The organism is Nonomuraea sp. B5E05, from assembly GCF_039880665.1.
Taxonomy (GTDB): Bacteria; Actinomycetota; Actinomycetes; order Streptosporangiales; family Streptosporangiaceae; genus Nonomuraea.
On sequence record NZ_JBDPMJ010000007.1, the window covers coordinates 338,934 to 358,270 of the forward strand.

A 19,337-nucleotide genomic window follows, 5' to 3' on the forward strand; every position below is an offset into this window, starting at 1 on the left:
CACTGCTGGTCGTTGCCCACATGTGGATCTTTCTCGGACTGCGTGTCAGGTATCAAGACGGCGCTCCATACGACGGACAAGTATCGACGCCGGGATCGCGATGAGCAGGAAGAACAGCCCGGCGATGGTCATCGGCTCCAGGTACCGGAAGCTCTCGGAGCCGACCCCGCGAGCGAGCCCGACGACGTCGACGACAGTGATCACGGACAGCTGCGGCGACTCCTTGAAGATCGCCACGACGTAGTTGCCCAGGGCGGGCAGCGCCCGGCGTACGGCCTGCGGGAGAATGACGCTGATCCAGGTGTAGGGGCGGGGCATGTTGAGGGCGATCGCCGCCTCCCACTGCCCCTTCGGCACACCGTCGATGCCCGCACGGTAGACCTCCGAGGTGTAGGCGGCGTAGTGCACGCCCAGCCCGATGATGCCCGTCGTCAGCGCGGTCATCTTGATCCCGAAGTCCGGCAGCACGTAGTAGAGCACGAACAGCTGCACCAGCAGCGGCGTGCTGCGGATGAACTCCATGACCGCGCCCACCGGCCGGCTGATGTACGCCCTGCGCGAGCGGCGCAGCAGCGCCACGAACAACCCCAGCACGAACGCGAGCACCGCGCCGCCGAGCGTCGCCTGCACGGTGACCAGCAGTCCCTGCGTGAGCAGCCGGGGCAGGATCTCCAGCGTCCAGTCCCAGTCCCAGATCATCGTGCCGCCTCCACTGCCGCCGTGGCCCGCCGCCGCCGCGGCTTGCCCCGGCCCACCATGCGCGCGGCCCGCCGCTCGACGAACCGCATCACCAACGTGATCGCGTACGAGAACAGGAAGTAGATGACCAGCATCAGCGCGAACACGATCAGCTGGTCGCTGCCGGAGTTGACGAGCAGCCGGCCCTCGTAGGCGAGGTCGGCCACGGTGATGACCGACAGCAGCGACGTCGCCTTGAGCAACTCGATGAGCAGGTTGTTCATCGGGGGGATCATCTCGACGAACGCCTGCGGCAGGATGACGTGGCGCATCCGCTGCAACGGCGTGAAGTTCAGCGCGATCGCGGCCTCACGCTGGCTGGGGGGCACGGCCTGCAGCGCGCCGCGCACCACCTCCGAGCCGTAGGCGCCGAGGTTGAGGCCGAGCGCCAGCACGCCGGCGAAAACCTTGTCCAGCTGGTAGCCCGTGAGGATGGGCATCGCGTAGAAGAGCCAGAACAGCTGGACGAGGACCGACGTGCCGCGGAAGAACTCCATGTAGACGCGGGCGACGCCCCGGACCGTCCGCAGCGGCGAGGACGCCATCAGCCCCACGACCAGGGCGATGACGATGGCGAGCGCGGCGCCGCCCGCCGCGCTCTGCAACGTGACCGCGGCCCCCTGGCACAGGAAGGGCATCGTCTCGCCGAAGACGCCTGGCAGGTCCCCGCTGCACGGGTTGACAGTCATCATGCTCGCGTCAGGAACCCGCGCAGAGCTGCTGGGCGGTGAGCTTGGCGGCGTTGTCGACCTCGGTCTTGGTGAAGCCGAACTTCTCGATGAGCGGCAGCACGCCGTTCGAGTCCTGCAACTTCTTCAGCTCGGCGTTGAACGCCTCGAGGAGCCCGGTGTCCTCCTTGCGGAAGCCGAACCCGCCCGCGCCGAGTTGCTCCTTGCCGTCGACGACCGGCACGAACGACTCGGTCACCTCCAGCGGCTCGTCCGCGTACTGCTGCTGGAGCGTCCAGCGCAGCGAGACGGCGGTCAGCGCGATGGCGTCCACGCGGCCGGCGAGGATGCCCTTGAAAGCCGCGTTCTGGTTGGGGAAGACCTGGATCTGGCCGCCCTTCACGCCACCGGCCTCGGCGTAACCCTTCTCGACGGCGCCTTCGAGCACGCCGACCTTGGCGCCGCCCTTCGCGATCTCCTCGAAGCTGGTGATCTTCTTCGGGTTGCCCTTGGCGACCAGGAACGCGGTCGTGCCGGCGTAGTCGGGGTTGGAGAAGGCGATCTGCGAGCACCGCTCGGGGATGATGAACATGCCGGCGGCGATGAAGTCGTACTGCTTCGACTGCAACCCGGGGATCAGGGAGCCGAAGGAGTCGACGATCTGCGCTTCCAGGTTGTCCACACCGAGCGCCTTGAAGATCACGCGGGCCACCTCTGGGGCCTCGCCGGTCAGGTTGCCGTCCTTGTCGCGGTAGCCGTACGGCTGCTCGTTGGCGATGCCGACCTTGATGGTGCCCGTCTGCTTGAAGCGGGCGAGGGGGTCAGCGCTCTGCGAGGCACCCGTGGTGCCTTCGTCGACGCGGCTGCAACCGGCGATGAGTGCGGGGCCGCCGACGAGGGCCGCCGCAGTGAGTCCCGAGGTTCTGAAGAAATCCCGACGCGTCCAACGGTTGGCCGTCACGCTTCACTCCCGTTCGTGCCGTTGTCGTTACTATGTTCATCCGAACGGTTTCCCGTGCAAAAGAGGAAGGCCCGGAGGTACCGTGGCCTCGCGATGCGCTCCGCCGCTTCGGCGCCGCTCGAAGACACCCGGCCCCGCGCACGCGGGCAGGGCCTCCATGCGTACGTCGAACCGGCGATGCGTTTCGCCAACATGGGCCCCGAACCTAGCGGACGGACCTGTGTGCTCCTCCGAACCGTTTTCGGTCCGCGATGTTTGGGGCCCCGGCATCACCGGGTAGGGAAAATGGCTTGTCCGTTTTCCGAGTCGCCTGGTGGGTTAAACTTCCTGCCTCGTGCGCATACTACCCAGCCTGAGCTGGGGAAACGTCGCCGCTGACCGTGATCTCCCCATCCCGCCGAAACGCTTTCGAGGCCGTCACGAGATGATCTCAAACAGAGCACGGGGCGCTTGTCCAGAGAGAAAATATGTGATTCGCGTTACGTGACATTGATGTCAACCTGTGACCTGGGTAAACCCACCCGTCCCACCGGCACCACGTGCGGGCGCACCGGCACTGTCCCAGGTCAAGCAAGTAGAACTTGGCGTGACCCGCGGAGGGAAGCACATCGCCGTGATCGGCCCCGCACCCGTCGCACCAGGGCGCATGGTCAAGGCGTTCCTGGCCAGAAGCGCGGGGACACTCGACGATGATTTCGAGGCCGATGTCGCGGCGGCCCGTGAGGTGCGCGGTCATCGCGTGCTCCGGTGAGAACCTCACGACGAGCGCGCCCGGCCGGGCCGGGCCACCGTCTCAGGCCTCCTGGCCGAACCGACCGGGACCGGGGTGGGCAGCGTCCTCCGCTCCGCGGTCGACACCGACGGCCCGAAGTCCTGATCCGGCGACGAGGGCGTCGCCGAGTTCCGAGCGTAGATAGAGGACCGAGCGGCCGTGGCGGGCGCTGGCGAGGAGGCCGGTAGCGCGGAGGGTGCGCAGGTGCTGGTTGACGGCCGAGGGGGTGACGCCCAGGCGGCCGGAGAGTTCGGTCGATGAGGCGGGGGTCTCAAGCATGGCGAGCAGCCCCGCCCGGGTGGCGCCCAGAAGGTCGGTGAGCACCCCGGGGGAGTGACGGGGCTCCGGTTGCCAGAGCGTGCCGACGCCCCGAGTGCCGTACATGATCAAAGGGGGCTCGGACGGGGAGATGGGGACGGTGGCGGCCCGGCTGAAGAGGGTCGGGACCAGGGTGAGGCCCTCGCCGCTGGTGGAGCGCCGGTAGCGGGTGTCGCTGATCAGCCGCATGCGTACGACGCCGTCCTTCAGCTGAACGCGCTCGCTGAGGTCGGCGAACATCGCGGCCAGGCCGTGGGCCGAGATGACCTGGCCGCGGTGGACCACGTCGGCCTGCAGGACCGCGCGCATTCTGGGCCACCAGGGCACGAAGCAGGTGCGCCAGTAGTCCCGCAGCGCGTCCAGGATGCGGGCCGACGGGTCGCCGCGCAGCGGCTCCGGGAGCCGGGGGTGGAGGGCGCGCAGGTCGTCGAGCACCCGGTCCACGGGCACGCGGGCGACTGTGGCGAGTTCGTCGTCGATGCGGGTAAGCGGGGCGTGGGGGCGGGGTGACAGGTAGTCAGGTGTCCACATGTCGTCGTTGGTGAGCGCCCGCAGCAGGGGCACGTCCAGCGTGGATCGGGCCTGCTCCGTGCGGCGCAGCCAGGGCAGGTGCACGGGATAGCGCCCAGGGTCGCGGAACGTGCGCAACGACAGCGTGAGCTCGTTGAGCGGCGAGATGGCGAAGCGGACGTCGGCCACGTCCATCCCCGCGAGGCCGTACTCGATCAGCCCTGCCATGAAGCCAGACGCTACATCAATTGGCGACAAAGGCCCTATTGCTGGATAAAGGCCCGCGTGATCCAGACCTTTTTCCCTAAGGACCGCGTCGCCCGCTCACTGACCGTAAGCACTATGGCGTTCGCGCTCTCCAGCGGCGTTTTCTACACCGTCAGCACGCTGTACTTCACGCTCGTCATCGGGCTCAGCGCGACGACGGTGGGTCTCGGGCTGGGCATCGCGGGCGGCACCGGGGTGCTGGCCTCGTACGCGGGAGGGTGGCTGGCTGACCGGGTCGGCGCGCACCACGTCCAGACGGTGGCGACAGGGCTCAACGGGGTTGCGCTGCTCGCCTACACGTTCGTCTCCGACGCCGTCGTGTTCACCCTGATCGCCTGCCTGGCCGTGATCACGCGTTCGGTGGGCTCCTCGTCGAAGCAGGCGATGCTGGCGCGGTGGTACACCGGCCCGGAGCGGGTCGAGGTCCGGGCCAGGATGCGCGTGGTCACGAACGTCTTCATCGGCCTGGGCACGGTGGCTGCTGCGGCGGCGCTCCTGATCGGCACCGCGCCGGCGTACCGTGTGGCGGTGGTCGTCGCCGGCGTCTTGCTGCTGGCGGCCACCGTGCCGCTGGCCGGGCTCGGGCGTCAAGTGCCGGAGCTCGCCGCCAGGATGACCGCCGTCAGGGAGCGCACCGCGTCCACCGGGCCTTCGCCGCTCAGGGACCGTACGTACATCGCGAGCGTGGCGTGCAACACCGTGGTGGCCACGCAGTTCGGCCTGCTGACCGTCGGCATGCCGCTCTGGGTGGCCACCACCGACGCGCCCACCGCCATCGTCTCCGTGCTACTCGTCCTCAACACCGTGGTCGTGGCCGCACTCCAGGTGCGCGCCTCGCGCGGCACCGACGACGTGCGCAAGGCCGGGCGCACGGTCAGACGCGCTTCGTGGCTGCTCGCGATGGCATGCGGTCTCTACGCCCTGGCCGGCTACGGAAACATGATCGTCGCCTGCGTCCTGTTCGTCCTGGCCGCGTTCACCCACACCATGGGTGAGATCCTGGGCGAGGCGGGTGGCTGGGGCATGGCCTTCGAACTGGCCGACCAGCGCAGCGCCGGCGCCTACCAAGGCCTCAGCCAGACCGGCTACGCGATCGCCGCCATGTTCTCCCCGATCCTCGCCACCACCGCCGTCGAACACGGCACTGCGGGCTGGGTCGGCCTGGCCGCCCTCTTCGTCCTGGCCGGCGCGGGCGCCGCCGCGGTGGCCCGGCACGCAGCTATGATGATCCCCGCCGACTAGCGAAGAGACGGAGCTGCGAGGAGCCACCGCTTATGTGCGGTGCGGCGGCGGATCTCGGTGAGCACTGTGTTGGCCAGTTGACGGCGTCGAGTCTCTCGTGGAGGTCGTCAGATATCAAATAGAGGGCGCCCGCAGCTACGCGCGATATTCTCCGGTCATGGGACGTGACGAACGTGGTGTGACTCCTCAGCATGAGGACTTCTCGGCCTGGTACAACGAGCTGGTCGCCAAGGCGCAGCTCGTCGACAGGGGCCCGGCCAAGGGCACCATGGTCATCCGACCGTACGGCTACCGCCTGTGGGAGCTCATCCAGGACGAGCTCGACCGCCGGATCAAGGACACCGGGCACGAGAACGCCTATTTCCCTCTCCTTATCCCCGAGAGCTACCTCCAGCGCGAAGCGAATCACGTCGAGGGGTTCTCGCCCGAGCTCGCCGTCGTCACGCACGCCGGCGGCAAGGAGCTCGAGGAGCCGCTGATCGTCCGGCCCACCTCGGAGACGATCATCGGCGAGATGATGGCCAAGTGGGTCTCATCCCACCGTGACCTGCCGCTCCTGCTCAACCAGTGGGCCAACGTCGTGCGCTGGGAGTTGCGGCCGCGCATGTTCCTGCGCACGACGGAGTTCCTCTGGCAGGAGGGGCACACGGCGCACGCCGGCGAGGCCGACGCGATGCGCGAGACGATGCTGGCGCTCGATCTCTACACGGAGGTCGCGCGGGACGTCGCGGCGATCCCGGTGGTGCCGGGTGAGAAGACGGCCGGTGAGCGGTTCGCCGGCGCGGTCCGTACGTTCACCATCGAGGGCATGATGCGGGACGGCAAGGCGCTCCAGGCCGGCACCTCCCACTACATGGGCACCAACTTCGCCAAGGCCTTCGACATCCAGTACACCTCGGAAGCCGGGCAGCTGGAGCTGTGTCACACCACGTCATGGGGCATGTCGACGCGGATGATCGGCGGGGTCATCATGACCCACGGCGACGACAAGGGGCTGGTCCTGCCGCCCAGGCTGGCCCCCTACCAGGTGGTCATCGTGCCGATCGGACGCGGCGAGCAGGGCGTGCAGACCGCGGCCGCGGCGCGGGAGCTCGCGGGGCGGCTCAAGGCGGCCGGGGTGCGCGTCCACGTCGACGATCGTGCGCAGCTCTCGCCCGGTTTCCGGTTCAACGACTGGGAGCTGCGCGGCGCTCCCGTACGGCTCGAGCTCGGCCCGCGCGACCTCGAGTCCGGCACCGTGGTGATGGCCAGGCGGCTCGGCGACGAGGGCAAGCAGAGCATCCCGCTGTCGTCCGCGCCGGAGCTCCTTCCCGGCGTGCTCGAGGATTTCCAGGCCTTCCTGCTCCGGCGGGCCACCGAGTTCCGCGACGGTCACACCGTGACGGTGGACACCTGGGACTCCTTCACGGAGGCCGTCGCGGCGGGATGGGCGTTGGCGTTGCATTGCGGCAAAGCCGCGTGCGAGGCCGACATCAAGGCCAAGGTCGCGGCGACTCCGCGCTGCGTTCCGCTCGACGGCGCCCCCGAGACCGGGCGGTGCGTGCTCTGCGGTGATGCCTCCGCCTACGGCAAGCGGGTCATCTTCGGGCGGGCCTACTGACTCTCGCGGGCGTCGATCAGCTCGTCCATGTGCGTCTCCGCCCAGGCACGCGCCGCGTCCAGCAGCCCGAGATGGCGCGGCGCTCCCGGAAACCGACGGCGCTGAAAAAACGCTCCGCATGACGAAGCCCGTTGTCGGGCCCTCATCGATCACGTTTTAATGACGAAGAGTTTAAGCGCCCGTCGACCCAGGGAGGGGAAGCGTGCGACCGACATTCTGGAGAGCGCGGTCAAGGCATCAGTGACGGGTGGGAGTCCAGATGTATGACGAACCGGCACCGGCACCCTCACTCGCCGCGCGCGTCTGGCACCTCTTACGCCAGGTGGGGACACTTTTACGCCGCAAACTCGTGGTGATCGTCGTTGTTGTCGCCGTACTGATATCCACGGCCGTACTCGTGAATTACACCCAGGGGTGGTGGCCCTGGGGCGGTTGCGAAACACAGAGCGAGGACGTCGTCGCCATCGACGGCGAATGCGTCGGGCTGATGGACCCGGCCGACGGGACGATGGTCCTGGGCGAGGAATACCGGTCGCTGCTCGAGGTCATCGCGGCGGAGAACCGCAAGGTCACCGAGGGCACCGACTACAGCACGATCGCGCTCATGGCCCCGATGGGGGCGGGCCCGCGCGGACTGGTCGGAGATCGTGCTCTCCACCAGCTCGAAGGGGCGTTCATCGGCCAGTACCGAGCCAACCAGTCCGAGACGTTCCCCAAGATCCGGCTCGTGCTGGCCAACACCGGCCACGACGGCTCGAAGTGGCGTACGGCGGTGCAGGCGGTGCGGAAGAACGCCGCGACGGGCGCGACGGGCAGTCCCGGTCAGATCGTCGCGGTCACCGGAATGGGCCCGAGCCAGCAGGAAAGCATCGACGCCGCGCGGGCCCTGGCCAAGGATCCCGGAATTCCGATGGTGGCCGACTTCATCACCGCGGCCGGATTCAACACCACCGGCGAAATCGACGACAGCGGACCCATTCCCGGTCTCACCCGTACCGCGGTCAGCACCTCTGCCCAGCTCGAAGCCATCGCGAAAGAACTCAAGGACAAGAAGGTCAAGGGCAGCGCGGCGCTGATGTGGGCCGACGTTACCCCGCAGGGCACCAAGGACCTTTACGCCCTTTCGTTGAAGGACGCCTTTCTCGATCCGGAGCTCGGGCTGAAGCCGTACGTCGACGAGTCCGGGCTCAGTTTCCCGTTCGACCCGCGCGGCGGCCCTTCGCTCCTCCGGACCATCAGCGACACGATCTGCGGCACGAAGACCGACATGATCTTCTACGCCGGCCGCCAGACGTTCATGCCGACGTTCCTCAAGCTCCTGCGCAACCGGCCCTGCCGGTCCACGCCGATCACCGTGGTCACCGGCGACGACGCCCAGAACCAGGATCCGGACGACCCGTCGCTGCACGACCCGGAAGCGCCCATCAAGGTGATGTTCGTGCCGCTCGCCGACCCCAAGCGGCTCGACCACGAGGACAACGAGCACCGCCAGCTCTACCAGCAGTTCCGTGACGAGTTCGTGGCGCCCCACCATGGCGAGACGTTCTCCGCGGCGCATCTCGGCAGCGGCTTGGCGATCATGGCGTACGACGCGGTGACCGCCGCGGCCACGGCGGTGCAGAAGGCCGCCATCGGTGCCGACCCGTCCCAGCTCAGCCTGCCCTCCACCGCGGCGGTGCGCGGGCAGCTCTACCTGTTCACCGGCACCAACGTCATCCGCGGCGCCAGCGGCGCGTTCACCCTCGACTCCAAGACCGGGGAACGCGTGAACATCACCGCGCCCACGCCCGTGACTATCCCGTGACGACGACGACGGCCATCAGCGCCACCGCCGCGACGAGGAGCAGCAGCAGCCACCAGCGCGCGGCGGGCATCCGGCCGAGCCGTACGCGCTCCAGCTCCCCCGCCTCGGTGAGGCGGAGCACCGCGGTGCCGATCGTGAACCGATCGCCCGGTCGCAGGGTCGCGTAGAGCACGGGGCTGCCGTCGACGTACGTCCCCAGGCCGCCGCTGTGGTCGTGCAGCCGGTAGCCGGCGCTCACCTTGCGGACGGTGGCGTGCGCCGGGGCGATCCCTTCCTCGTCGATCACGATGTCGGCCGCGGGCCCGCTGCCCAGCGTGGTGGTCTCCTTCAGCGTTCCGATGACGGCCGACAGGATCCTGGTGCGGGGCACCGTCGCCTGCGCGTTCTCCGACTGGTGCCCCACGAGGCGGCCGAGCAGTTCCATGGTGGTCGGCCGCCGCGCCGGATCCTTGGCGAGGCAGTCGGCGACCAGCGAACGCAGCGGCTCGGAGATCACCGCCACGTCGGGGGTCTCGTTGAGCACCCGGTTGATGATGACGGCCACGTTGCTGCCCGCGAACGGCATCCTGCCGGTGGCGGCGAAGTACATGGTGGCTGCCCAGGCGTGCACGTCGGCGGGGAAGCCCACTTCGGCGTCGGCCCCCACCACCTGCTCCGGCGCGAGATAGCCAGGGGTTCCCACGGGCGTGGTGATCACGGCGGTCGCCTCGAGGGCCCGGGCGACCCCGAAGTCCACGACACGTGGCCCGTCCGGCCCGATGATGACGTTGGCGGGTTTGAGGTCCCGGTGGACGACTCCCACGCCGTGGATCGCCGCCAGGGCGGTGGCCGTATAGGTCGCCAGCCGTTCGAGCGCGGGCCCCGACAGCGGCCCGTGGTTGTCGACGAGCTTCTGCAGGGACGGGCCCTCCACGTACTCGCTCACGATGTACGGCTGGTCACGGTCGATGGCGGCATCGATGATCATCGCGGTGTAGGCCCTGGGCACCCGCGACGCGATGGACACCTCGTCCGCGAACCGCCTGCGCGCCCTCGGGTCGGCCGCCCCCTGCGCGTGGATCACCTTGATCGCGACCCGGCCGGCTTCGCTCTGCCCGAGGTAGACCGTGCCCTGACCGCCGGCACCCAGGCGGCCGAGCACCTCGTAGGGCCCGATGTGCCGTGGCTCGCCGGTGTCCATTCACGCTCCCAACGTGACCGCTGCGACGACGGCGATCGCCGCCAGGACGACGAGCAGCACCACGACCGCCCCGCGCCGGCCCCGCGAGCCGTCCCCCACCGCAGACCTCCCCCGCCGCCACGCCTCGCGCAGGTTGGAGTCGGTTTCGACGTAGATGCGTTCGGGAGTGACGAGCCACTGCCACGACTCGCCGGCCGCCCGCCATCGCGCGGTGTCCACTGATTCCGGTGAACCGTCCAGACACTGCCTTATCAGGCGGCGGTGCCGCAAGGGCAGCACCCTGGCGAGCGCGGTCTCGTCGAGCGACCACGCCTCGGCGCTCTCCTGGAGGCACCGTACGACGGCCCAGGCGAACTTGTAGTAGTCGGACTCCTGGGTGAACGCGCCTTCACGGGGGAGTTTCCACTGCTCGGGATCGACCTCCGCCAGGGCGCCGCGGCCCTCCACCGGCAGGCAGGAGTCGCAGTCCAGCAGGTACACCGCGGGCGCGGGGTCGATGGTGAAGACGGCGTTGCGCAGTTGCAGATCGCCCACCACGTAGCCCTGCTCGTGCAGCCACTGGACCGTCGCGAGCAACTGTCCGAGGACGGCCAGCTTGTAGGGCGGCTCATAGTACCGAGTGCCGTAGTGGTCGCGAAGGGCGTTCACCCGCTCGGGCGACCGCGTGAGCTCGTCGAGGTGCCGCGGCACCAGCCGGTCGCGCAGCTCGACGAACATCTGCCTGGGAGCGGGCCTGATCAGGATGCCGGTGATCCGGTCGTGCCGGACCGCCGCGACCGGCCACGCACAACGCTGGTCGAGCGTCGCGCGGTCGTGCCGGGGAAGTTCGCGCCGCCAGCGCACCATGGCCAGCAGGGCCTGCTCGTCCAGCCCCGCCAGCGTCTCCTCGTCGTACCGTTTGAACAGGAACCGGCCGGGGACGCCGCTGACCCCGCACGGCGCCAGGCTGCGCGCCTGACCTCCCGGGCGCAGGGAGTAGGCATCGGCGTCCGCGGGGGGTGTCAGATCCGCTTCGTCGATCACGTCTGGGGGATTCATCGTTCTGCCGCCGCACTCCTGTCACAGGACGGCCGTGTCGTGGCGGCCCGCCCACAACGCCAGTACGGTCCGGTCGTCGTCGTAGGTCGACAGATGGAAACCCACATCGCGGTAGAAGCTGCGCAGCGCGGGCGGCGAGCTCCACGATGTGACGAGCTGCCGGGCCAGCACGCTGCCGCCGCCGCCCATGGCCGTCCCGAACCCGTCGCTGCACAGGACGAGCACGTCGCCCGGCTGCCAGTCGATCTGCCGCTCGCGCAGCTCACCGAGGTCGTCCGGCAGGGCGGACGTGACGTTGTCCGGTCGCCGCCCGTCCGGAGGGAACAGCTCGGTCCACGTCCCGTCATGGAGCCACAACGCCGGCGAGTCCCCGATGGCCGCGCAGGCGGCGATCCCGCGCCCGCCGTCCGCGGGGACCACCGCGATGGTCAGCGTCGTGGCGGGCGGATCCGATGCCCTGCCGGCGAAGCGGGAGGTGGCGCGCATGACCTCTCCGGCGATGGTGGCGAAGGCCGCGTGCCAGCCGGGGTCGGAGGTCAGGGCGAGGTTCGTGGCGGCGCGTACGGCCACCGCGGCGGCGTGTTCGGCGTGCAGCGTGCTGCCCAGCCCGTCGGCCACGGCCGCGATGACCCACCGTCCGTCCGCGCTCAGCCGTACCGCGTAGGCGTCCTGCAGGGGCTCGCCTCGATAGCGATGGCGCCGCCCGCGGATGCTCACGGCACGGATCGTGGTCTGCGCGAGCATGCCGCCGTCGAGCGCGACGCCGGGGGCGCGCGAGTCCGCGCCGCCCGCCAGCAGGACGGGCAGCGGCTGGGGAGGCGGGCCGAGCGGCGTCCTGCCGTCGACGGCGGCAGCGGTACGGTTCCTGCGCGCCAGCACGAACCACCCCAGAAGTACGGCGCCGGCGCCGGCGACACCGGACAGGATCCACAACGGCCAGCCCTCCTGTGCCGGGCCGGGCGTCACGGTCACCGTCACCGTCGGCTCCGGCGACGGAGCAGGCCGCGCTCCCACCGGACCGATGCCGATGACCAGGAGTAATCCCGCCAGCGCCGCTTTGATCATCTCAGCTGCCGCATCCCTGCGGGCCCGCGCAGAACGGCCGTGTTCCTGTTGACGGAGGCGCTGATGCTGTCGGACACGGCCTGCGCGATGCCGTGCAGCACCGTGGCCGCTCCCGTCGCCACCTCGCCGGCGAAGGCCAGCACGTCCCCTCTCAGCGTGGTGGCGACCCGTCGCAGGGTGTCCTCCTGCACCGTCCCGAAGCCGAGGGCCACGATGTACGGGGCCGGGTCGAGGCTCGCCAGCCGATCGCGCGCGGGGCCCCAGATCTCGACGTCCTGATGGTTCGCGCCGACGTACGGCTCGCCGTCGGTGATGAAGAAGACCACCGGAGCCCGTACGTCGAAGTGTCTGGACAACTTCCTGTAGTCCTTCTCGATGATCTTCACCAGCCCGCGGAAAGCCGCCAGGTAGTCCGTCTGCATGCCGGGCCGCAGGGCCGGGACCCTGATCGCGTCGCACGGCCTGGTCAGTGGAAGCACCACCTCGACCTTGTCGGCGAAGGACACGACGGCGACGTGCGCGGCCTCGCTGACACCCGGGTCGCCCGCCTCCAGCTCGAAGAGCAACTCCCCCACGCAGTTCGACAACACCTCGAAGGGGGTGGGCCGTCCGTCCTCGCGGGCGGTGTGCATCGAATGCGATACGTCGCACACGATGTAGAAGGGGAAGGCGCGCGGGCGCCCGTTAGCCGATGTCATCGGATTTTCATCCTGATAGGGATTACCGGTCTTGGCAAGGTCGGCGAACGAAAGGATGCGGGCCTACCGGACCTGCTTGCCCGGCGCGGAAATCCGTTCGACAGGCAAGCTTGCGGTGCACTGTGATGGTTCCGCTGCCCGCCGCGCGGAGCGGGCCGATCTCAGGAGTTGCTCTTGGCGACCTCGGACACCGCCGACTCCCGCCCCACGATCACTGAATCGCTGGCCAGGAGGCTGGTCGACACGCAGTTCCCGCAGTGGGCCGGGCTGCCGCTGAGGTTGCTCGACCCGGCCGGCTCCGACCACGTGATCTACCGGCTGGGCGAGCAGCTGTCCGTGCGGCTGCCCCGCCACGCCGGCGCCATCGGGCAGGCCGCCAAAGAACTCGAGTGGCTGCCCCGGCTCGCTCCCCACCTGCCCCTGGCCATCCCGGTGCCGGTGGGAGTGGGTGAGCCCGGCTTCGGCTACCCGTGGCGGTGGGCGGTGTCGCGCTGGATGGACGGCGAGGTGGCGACCGTCGAGGCGCTGGCCCACTCGTCCGCGGCGGCCGTGCAACTGGCGGAGTTCCTGGTCGCCCTCCAGCAGTACGCGCCTGATGACGTACAGACCCTGGAGGCCCGCGACGACCTCACCGGACAGTCGTTGCAGAGCCGCGATCAGGCGACGCGGGCCGCCATCGCACAGGTCGGCGACGTGTTCGACGCCACCGCCATGACCGGCCTGTGGGAGGAAGCCCTGAACGCCCCAGCATGGGATGGCCCGCCGGTCTGGTTCCACGGCGACTTCCACACCGGCAACCTGCTGACCCTCGACGGCCGTCTCAGCGCCGTCATCGACTTCGGCGGGCTCGGCATCGGCGATCCGGCCTGCGACCTCACCATCGCCTACACCCTGATGTCGGCCACCAGCCGGGCCGCCTTCCGCGCCGCGCTCGGTGTGGACGACGCCACCTGGACCCGCGGTCGCGGCTGGGCCCTCACCACCGGCCTGAACGCCTACACCTCCTACGCCGCCGTCAACCCGAGGATCGCCGTGCAGACCACCCGCCAGATCACCGAGGCCCTCATCGGCTGAGGGCCCTTCGTTGTGATAGCGGGGCTTCAGGCCCGGTTCCGACGCTGCGTTGACCACCGCGAGAACAGCCTGAGGTTCAGGAACACTCCCACCACGGCTGCACGCCCTCCTCGGCGACGTACTCGTGGAAGTCCATGTTGGCGATCTCCAGGTTGCACGCGAGCGACCCGACCATGCGGCAGGGGAGGACGGCGGGTTGCCCGGGGGTGTCGTACAGGTCGACCACGGTCAGCGGCCGGCCGGGTTCGGCGAAGGTGCGGCCGTCGGCGAGCGCGACCAGCGTGGTGTGCTCCTCGGGCGGCACCAGCACCGGGACCTCGCCAGGCTGGAGACCCTCGAAGGCCCGGTCGTCGACGACCAGCGCCTCCAACGGTGCGTCGTCGACCTCGTCATCGTCCATGCCGACATGGCCGTCCTCGTCGACCCCGCCCAGCTCGTCCAGCAGGGCGCGCCAGCCGTCCTCGTCGTCGAAGGAGGTGCGGACGAGCAGGGCGAGGTCGGTTGCGGGCAGCGCCGGGAACGATCGGTGCGGCGGCGCCGCCGGCACGGGGAAGGCGGGCCGGCCGCCGTCCCCGAGGTACATGCCCGACCGGTCCATGTCGCGTACGAGGTCGTCGAACGCGAGCGCGCCGGACTGCAGGGCCGCCAGGATCTCCCCGAGCCGGTCCGGCGCGACCCGGACCCCGCGACCGGGGATCGCCGCCAGGTCCACCAGCAGGGGCCCGTCTCCGCCATGAACCACCGGGATGTCCACCAGGACGGCGACCGGCGGCACGGGGCCGCCATCAGGGATGAGCGCCGGGACGTTGCCTCCGTGCAGGTAGTCCCATCCGGAGTCCTCGACCGGGCGGAGCCGCACCCCGCTGTCGCCGAGAACGAGCACGTCGCCGTCCCGGCGCCCGCCGATCTCGTCGAGCAACCCGCCGTACAGAGCCTTGCCGTCCTCGTAACACGTGCAGACCAGCAGCACCTCGCCGGGCGCCGGCTGGGGAAGCTCGGGGCGGGACATGGATCCTCCGAAGACGAGATCGAAAAGGTCACGGTGACGGCCGGCACGGGCCGGCATCCGGGGAGAGAAGGGCACGGACCCGGCCGGGGGTGTGACCCAGCTCGTCGCGCATGACCCTGGTCAGGTGGGCCTGGTCGCTGAAGCCGAGGCCGGCCGCGAGCGCCGCGAGGTCCGTCTCGCCCTGGTCCAGGCGGGTCAGCGCGCGGCTCACCCGCACGCGGTTGCGGTAACGGCTCAACGGCATGCCCACGTGATGGCGGAAGGTGTGGCTCAGATGGGACGGGGAGGTCCGCAGCCGCCGGGCCAGGGCTATCAGGCTGGCGCAGCCCGGCTCGTCAGCGACGATCGCCTCCCGTGCGCGGTCCGCCAGCTCCCGCCGCCCGGGCGGGGACACGTCCTGGGGCTGCTCGCGCAGCGCCGGCAGCAGGAGGTCCAACAGAGCCTCGACGGCGGCGAAGCCCGGGTCGGCGCCAGGACGCAGCAGCAGGCGGTGGGCCAGTTCGAGCCGCGCGTCAACCCGGACCGCGGGAGAACGCACGGCATCGAGCCCGGCCGCCAGCACATCACCGGTGAACGTGATCGACGTGCACACGTCACCGCCCGCGGGGTGGGCGAAACGGATCTCCTGCCCCGGACGGTGCAGATAGCCGGTGGTGGGCTCGACCGTCAGCTGCCGGCCCTGGGACTCGAGGCGGAACCGGCCCCGCCGCACCAGCACGATCTGGGCGGCGGATGACGTCTCGGGCGCCGACCAGCCGGCGTGGTCGTCCGCACACTCCACCGCGCTGATCACGAAGTGTGGGCTCTCGATCAGCCTTCTCGCCGTACGCACCGGACAACCCTACGCAGCGCCACCGACAGTATCGTCCGCATATTTCTTCAAGACCGGGCGGCGCGAACGGCCGATGCTGCATATATGTTCACTGTTGCTCCTCCGCCGGTGACGGCTGCCCGCCGGGGCCGGATGCTGGCCGTGCTGCTCACCGGGCAGGCCATGGCGTCCATGGACGGGTCGATCGTGTCCGTGGGCGCGGTGACCATTCGCGAGGGCCTGCACGCCAGTGGCGCCGAGATCCAGCTGATCGTGTCGGGCTACCTGCTGATCACCGGCGTGCTCCTGGTCACGTGCGCGCGGATCGGCGACGTCATCGGGCACAGGCGTGCGTTCCTGCTGGGGCTCGGCTGGTTCACCGGGGCGTCGCTGCTGTGCGGGCTGGCCCCTGACGCGACCGTGCTGGTGCTCGCCCGCATCGCCCAGGCCATGGGTGCGGCACTGCTCACGCCGCAGATCTTCTCGCTCATCCACATGCACTGGGAGGGAACGGCACGCCGCCGGGCGATCGGCGTCTACAGCATGGTGCTCGCCCTGGGAGTCGCGCTGGGACAGGTCATCGGAGGGCTGGTCGCCGGCGCCGACCTGTTCGGCCTCTCCTGGCGGCCCATCTTTCTGATCAACATCCCGATCGGCGTGATCCTGTTGATGGCCGGGCCGCGCGTCCTGCCGAACTCCCTTACGGGCCGGCCGGTACGCCTCAACCTGGCCGGGGTGGCCCTCCTGACCGTCGCCATGACGGCGCTCACCGTCCCGCTCATCTTCGGCCAGGACCACGGCTGGCCCACGTGGGCGTGGATCTCCCTGGTGTGCGGCGCCGCGCTGCTGGTGGCGTTCGTCCGCCACGAAGCCGGAGCGCGGCACCCGCTGCTGGATCTCGCTGCGCTGCGGCCGGGCGGAACCAAGCCAGGGCTGGCAGCCTGCTGGATCATCATGGGGTGCTACACCGTTTTCCTGCTCACTCTGACCCTGCACCTCCAGTCCGCGCTCGGCTACTCACCGCTCCAGGCAGGACTGGCGTTCGTCCCGTACGCCCTCGGCTTCGGCACGCTCAGCCTGAGCTGGAGCCGCTACCCGCGGTGGCTGCAGAACGCGCTGCCGATCGCGGGACCGATCATGTTCGCGGCCGGGTCGGCCCTGGTGGTGCTTCTCTACCGTGACCAGTGGAGCCCGATCGGCTCCATACCGCTGCTGCTCCTTGCCGGGGCCGGCCACGCCGCCGGATACAGTCCGCTGATCGCGCAGATCACCTCCCTGGTGGAGGCGCGGTTCGCGTCAGCGATCTCGGCACTGAACGCCAGCGGCCCGCTGCTCGCCGGGGTGACCGCCGTCGCCGGGCTCGGAAGCGTCTACTTCGCGGCGCCCTCCTCCGCCGACGGCCTCCTGCGGGTGGTCACCGCCGGCCTCGTCCTCGCCGCGATCAGTACGGCCTGCGCCATCCGGGTCGCCCTGCTGGCTCGGCGTACCGCATGACCTTGACTCCGGCGTCAAGGTCACAGCGTCCCGGCATTGACCCCCTACAACCGCAGCGGCATTCACCCGGTCCCTGGCCGGACGTGCGCTCTGCCTGCAGCGGTGTGGTCGCGGCGCACCCCACGAGGCGCCGTGCCGGCGGGCACGGAACCGCTGGGCGCCGCCGCGCGGACCGTGTCCCCGGCCGGCGGCAGCAGGTGTGACGCCGTGACCCGGTGCAGGTGGATCAGGTTGTCGTACGCCTGCCGCAGCGCGAGCACATCGTCCTCCTGCGGGTACGCCCCACCGATGTTGCGGACCGGACGCTCCCTGTCCAGCCAGCCGCGGGCCGGCTGCCCGATGGTGCGCATGTCGAAGTAGAAGTCGCGGTAGCGCACCCGGTCGAGCAGGGTCTCGCTGTTGACCCGCGGCGGCGGGCCGACGGTGAACTCCTGCAGCGGTCCCTGCAGGCCCGACTCCGCCGACCAGGCGTTGAACGAGCCCTGGTAGAAGGTCAGCCCGAAGTTCGTGTAGCGGTCGCCGAGCATGTCACGCAGCCGGGCGCCCTGCCGGTAGATGTCGTGCTGGCCGGCGAAGCCGACGTAGCCGATGTGGGCGTTGTGCGCGGACAACACGGACTTGCTGTGCATGTTCCGGTACCACCAGGCGGTGTTCTCGGCCATGCCCCGTTCCCGGGAGTTGGCGATGGCCTGGGGGTCGTCGGAGGCGGACAACCTGGCGATCCGGACGACGACCGCCGCCTGCTGCTCCGCCCAGGCGGCGGCCCGGTCGTGCGGTCCGCGCCGTAGGGTCCGCAGCAGTGCCAGGGCCTGCTCGGCCTGGCGGAGCAGCCTCTGGCGCACGGCCAGCGGCTGCGCGTCGTAGCGGTCCTGCCACTCCTTCACGTCCCCGACGGGGATCAGCCCCCGGTACAGCGCCCGGAACCGGGGCAGCAGGCCGGGCCGGCGCTCCCGGACGTAGGGGAAGATCTCCTGGAAGATCCGCCTGTGGGAGTAGACGACGTCGTCGCCCACGTAGTGCAGCTTGTCGCGGTGGGTGCTGTTGTAGGCGCGCATCCACTGCAGGAGGTCGTAGTACTCCTCGTTGTTCCAGAGCGCGTACTCGTTGACGAACTCCTCCCGCATGATCTGCCGCAGGTTGCCGGTGCCGCGCACGACGTAGTCGTTGAGCCGCAGCCCGCTGCCCCAGCCCACCTCCTGGATGAAGCTGGAGAAGCCCTTGTTCTCCACCAGGAAGCGGAAGATGCGGTGCTTGTTGGTGAAGAACTCGTGCGAGCCGTGCGTGGCCTCGCCCACCCCGACCACTCCGGCGTCCCCGACGATCCGGCCGAGCGGCCGCAGATCGCGCAGGTCGCTCCTGGGGTCCGTGGACCGCAGCGGGTACGCGCTCCGATCGAGCACGCGGACCACCGCCGCCTCCTGCGACGGGGCGGCCTGCGCCGGCACGGGTGCCAGGAGAAGCGCGCCGCCGGTCAGGAGCGCGGCGAAAAAGGCCAGCGATGTACGGCCTCCGGCATGAAGGAATGGCATGTATCGATCTCTCGTCGCGGTTGGGCTGGATTCGTCCACGCGGCCGATCCGGCAATATTGCCGCACAATGCTCTCCGGGTGCTCCGTGGACTGAACTCCTTTTTCCCGCTCGCCGTACCGGATCAGTGTCGTGGAAGGTAAAGATTCTGGCGTCGTAACCGACGCCGGGCGAGATATTCGGATCGAGGGCATGGCTCCATGCTTGCGTGATATGCGGAAAGAATGGAGGAATGTCCGCCGCCATGCTCACCACCTCGTGACACCGCGCGGACACCTCCGGGGCCACCGGGATCGTGGCGGGCGCAGACCCTCAGGGCGCGCCGTCGCAGGGAGTGGCCCAGATGGCGCGTCGCGAAAAATGCTTTCATACGTGCCCATATCCGACACTACACACAAATCATCGTATTTCGCGAAAACCCATTGAACGGCAGTCTTGTCACCTTTAACGGATCATTCTTTGCCTTCCTCTTAGGCTGCCTGAGATTGCAATTCCGGTAATGGCGGGAATGTAGGAGTCGATCACTATATATGCGGGCGCACGGCCGCCCATTTCCGGGCA

The 19,337-nt window shown here is 69.6% G+C and carries 17 protein-coding genes; 6 read left to right on the forward strand and 11 right to left on the reverse strand.

The window, feature by feature from the left end; all coding sequences use genetic code 11:
- Positions 1–45 precede the first annotated feature (45 nt).
- The 3 genes from ehuD to ehuB are packed head-to-tail and all read right to left on the reverse strand — an operon-like array spanning position 46 to position 2,367.
- Positions 46–699, reverse strand: coding sequence for an ectoine/hydroxyectoine ABC transporter permease subunit EhuD (ehuD, locus tag ABGB01_RS16400; protein WP_347774166.1), 654 nt, complete (start codon positions 697–699; stop codon positions 46–48).
- Positions 696–1,427, reverse strand: coding sequence for an ectoine/hydroxyectoine ABC transporter permease subunit EhuC (gene ehuC, locus ABGB01_RS16405; protein ID WP_347774167.1), 732 nt, complete (start codon positions 1,425–1,427; stop codon positions 696–698). The genes ehuD and ehuC overlap by 4 nt, the downstream gene beginning before the upstream one ends.
- A gap of 10 nt (positions 1,428–1,437) precedes the next feature.
- Positions 1,438–2,367 (reverse strand): ectoine/hydroxyectoine ABC transporter substrate-binding protein EhuB, encoded by a 930-nt coding sequence (gene ehuB / locus ABGB01_RS16410; protein WP_347774169.1) that lies wholly within the window; start codon positions 2,365–2,367, stop codon positions 1,438–1,440.
- A gap of 586 nt (positions 2,368–2,953) precedes the next feature.
- On the opposite strand from ehuB, the gene ABGB01_RS16415 reads away from it, so the two are divergent.
- Entirely contained in the window at positions 2,954–3,118 is a 165-nt protein-coding gene (locus tag ABGB01_RS16415; protein ID WP_347774171.1) for a hypothetical protein, read from the forward strand.
- A 42-nt stretch (positions 3,119–3,160) separates the two neighbouring features.
- On the opposite strand, the gene ABGB01_RS16420 is transcribed toward ABGB01_RS16415, so the two are convergent.
- The gene (locus ABGB01_RS16420; RefSeq protein WP_347774172.1) at positions 3,161–4,195 is read right to left on the reverse strand and encodes a DUF5937 family protein; all 1,035 of its coding nucleotides are present in this window, start codon (positions 4,193–4,195) and stop codon (positions 3,161–3,163) included.
- A 114-nt stretch (positions 4,196–4,309) separates the two neighbouring features.
- Here ABGB01_RS16420 and ABGB01_RS16425 point away from each other — a divergent pair, with 114 nt between their 5' ends.
- The 3 genes from ABGB01_RS16425 to ABGB01_RS16435 all read left to right on the forward strand — a co-directional run bounded on the left by ABGB01_RS16425 (position 4,310) and on the right by ABGB01_RS16435 (position 8,880).
- Positions 4,310–5,476 (forward strand): MFS transporter, encoded by a 1,167-nt coding sequence (locus ABGB01_RS16425; protein ID WP_347774174.1) that lies wholly within the window; start codon positions 4,310–4,312, stop codon positions 5,474–5,476.
- A 157-nt stretch (positions 5,477–5,633) separates the two neighbouring features.
- Entirely contained in the window at positions 5,634–7,076 is a 1,443-nt protein-coding gene (proS, locus tag ABGB01_RS16430; RefSeq protein ID WP_347774175.1) for a proline--tRNA ligase, read from the forward strand.
- A 259-nt stretch (positions 7,077–7,335) separates the two neighbouring features.
- A complete protein-coding gene (locus tag ABGB01_RS16435) occupies positions 7,336–8,880 on the forward strand; it encodes a hypothetical protein (RefSeq protein ID WP_347774177.1) in 1,545 nt (514 codons plus the stop codon).
- Here ABGB01_RS16435 and ABGB01_RS16440 read toward each other — a convergent pair.
- From ABGB01_RS16440 to ABGB01_RS16455, 4 genes are read right to left on the reverse strand one after another with little or no spacing between them, the layout of a single operon-like run.
- Positions 8,870–10,060 (reverse strand): FHA domain-containing serine/threonine-protein kinase, encoded by a 1,191-nt coding sequence (locus ABGB01_RS16440; RefSeq protein WP_347774178.1) that lies wholly within the window; start codon positions 10,058–10,060, stop codon positions 8,870–8,872. The two genes, ABGB01_RS16435 and ABGB01_RS16440, sit on opposite strands and share 11 nt — an antisense overlap.
- The gene (locus tag ABGB01_RS16445; protein ID WP_347774180.1) at positions 10,061–11,083 is read right to left on the reverse strand and encodes a hypothetical protein; all 1,023 of its coding nucleotides are present in this window, start codon (positions 11,081–11,083) and stop codon (positions 10,061–10,063) included.
- A 36-nt stretch (positions 11,084–11,119) separates the two neighbouring features.
- The gene (locus ABGB01_RS16450) at positions 11,120–12,163 is read right to left on the reverse strand and encodes a protein phosphatase 2C domain-containing protein (RefSeq protein ID WP_347774181.1); all 1,044 of its coding nucleotides are present in this window, start codon (positions 12,161–12,163) and stop codon (positions 11,120–11,122) included.
- Entirely contained in the window at positions 12,160–12,861 is a 702-nt protein-coding gene (locus tag ABGB01_RS16455; RefSeq protein ID WP_347774182.1) for a VWA domain-containing protein, read from the reverse strand. The genes ABGB01_RS16450 and ABGB01_RS16455 overlap by 4 nt, the downstream gene beginning before the upstream one ends.
- A 174-nt stretch (positions 12,862–13,035) precedes the next feature.
- On the opposite strand from ABGB01_RS16455, the gene ABGB01_RS16460 reads away from it, so the two are divergent.
- Positions 13,036–13,935 (forward strand): aminoglycoside phosphotransferase family protein, encoded by a 900-nt coding sequence (locus ABGB01_RS16460; protein ID WP_347774183.1) that lies wholly within the window; start codon positions 13,036–13,038, stop codon positions 13,933–13,935.
- 76 nt (positions 13,936–14,011) lie between these two features.
- Here ABGB01_RS16460 and ABGB01_RS16465 read toward each other — a convergent pair whose 3' ends face one another.
- Both ABGB01_RS16465 and ABGB01_RS16470 read right to left on the reverse strand, forming a co-directional pair.
- A complete protein-coding gene (locus ABGB01_RS16465) occupies positions 14,012–14,944 on the reverse strand; it encodes a hypothetical protein (RefSeq protein WP_347774185.1) in 933 nt (310 codons plus the stop codon).
- A gap of 28 nt (positions 14,945–14,972) precedes the next feature.
- Positions 14,973–15,776, reverse strand: a complete 804-nt coding sequence (locus ABGB01_RS16470; RefSeq protein WP_347774186.1) for an AraC family transcriptional regulator — start codon at positions 15,774–15,776, stop codon at positions 14,973–14,975.
- Between the two features lie 84 nt (positions 15,777–15,860).
- Between ABGB01_RS16470 and ABGB01_RS16475 the strand changes: the two genes are divergently transcribed.
- Positions 15,861–17,249 (forward strand): MFS transporter, encoded by a 1,389-nt coding sequence (locus ABGB01_RS16475; protein WP_347774187.1) that lies wholly within the window; start codon positions 15,861–15,863, stop codon positions 17,247–17,249.
- A 62-nt stretch (positions 17,250–17,311) separates the two neighbouring features.
- Here the strand turns inward: ABGB01_RS16475 and ABGB01_RS16480 are convergent, their stop codons facing one another.
- Complete coding sequence (locus ABGB01_RS16480; protein ID WP_347774188.1) at positions 17,312–18,778, reverse strand: erythromycin esterase family protein; 1,467 nt, start codon at positions 18,776–18,778, stop codon at positions 17,312–17,314.
- Positions 18,779–19,337 lie beyond the last annotated feature (559 nt).